Consider the following 1235-nt stretch of genomic DNA (forward strand, 5'->3'; position numbering starts at 1 on the left):
TGTAGTGGTCAACCCATCCCGGACACTACGTTAAGTTTTTCTTCGGTGACGGCCGGAGCCAATCCCTCATTGAACTGATGTGGCCGTATCCAGTTATACCGGTGCATCAGGTAGTGGCTAATATCCCGTTGTGCTTCCTGTGCCGTCATGTAACCAGTTGACGGCAGCCATTCAGTTTTGAAGCTGCGGAACAGCCGTTCCATCGGAGAGTTATCCCAACAATTTCCCCGACGGCTCATGCTCTGTCGTATCCGATAGCGCCACAAGCGCTGACGGAATTTTCGACTGGAGTACTGGCTACCTTGATCCGAATGAAACAGCAGCCCCTGCGGTCGACCTCGCTGCTCGTAAGCCATTTCCAGCGCTTGCACAACAAGGTCGGCATCGGGGCGTAGCGAGAATGCCCAGCCCACCGCTCGGCGAGCAAATAAGTCCAATACCACAGCCAGGTAATACCATCGGCCTTGCGCCCAGACATAGGTGATGTCCCCGCACCAGACCTGATTTGGCGCCGCCACTGTGAATTCACGATTGAGGTGGTTCGGAATATCGACCCGTTCCACCGTAGCCTGCTTATAGGCATGGCTGCCAGGTTGTTTGCAGACCAGCCCCAACTCTTCCATCAAACGACTGACTTTGAAGCGGCCAATTGCCGTGCCTTCCTCGCGCATCATGCCCATAATGCTGCGGCTTCCCGCCGAACTGCGACTCTCGACGAACAGCTCGTGCACGCGGCTACGCAATGCCATGCGCTCAACATCAATGTGCCGGGCGCGCTCCCGATGCGCATACAGGCATGACCGCGCTACATCGAACACCGCGCAGATCAACTCGATTGATTCGTCACCACAAATCTGATCGATTACCTCGTACGTTCTATCCCTTCCGACATCAAGAGCGCGGTAGCCTTTTTTAAAATGGACTTCTCCCGCTCGAGACGCTCAATGCGTGCTTCGAGTTCCTGTATTCGCTGCTGATCAGGCGTCATTGCCTTACTCTGTGGCGTGATGCCTTGCCGCTCTAACTGAAGCTGCTGCACCCAGCGGCGCAGCACTGATTCGCCTATGCCGACCGACCGGCTTGCCTCCATGTGGCTGTATCCTTGATCCAGCACCAAGCATGCTGCCTGCTGTTTGAACTCAGGGGAAAACGTACGTCTTTGCTTGCTCATCAAACACCTCTCCATGGCGAGCATTCTCGCCTAAATTGGTGTCCAGGTACATTAAACCACTACA

General features: G+C 55.1%; 1 protein-coding gene. It reads right to left on the reverse strand.

Annotated elements, in window-relative coordinates; genetic code table 11:
* Window positions 1–8: 8 nt before the first annotated feature.
* A protein-coding gene (locus ACZ92H_RS29365) for an IS3 family transposase (protein WP_465051964.1) occupies window positions 9–1171 on the reverse strand; the annotation gives its coding sequence in 2 pieces (ribosomal slippage) (window positions 9–916 and window positions 916–1171; 1164 coding nt in all).
* Window positions 1172–1235 lie beyond the last annotated feature (64 nt).

The organism is Janthinobacterium foliorum (assembly GCF_978021625.1).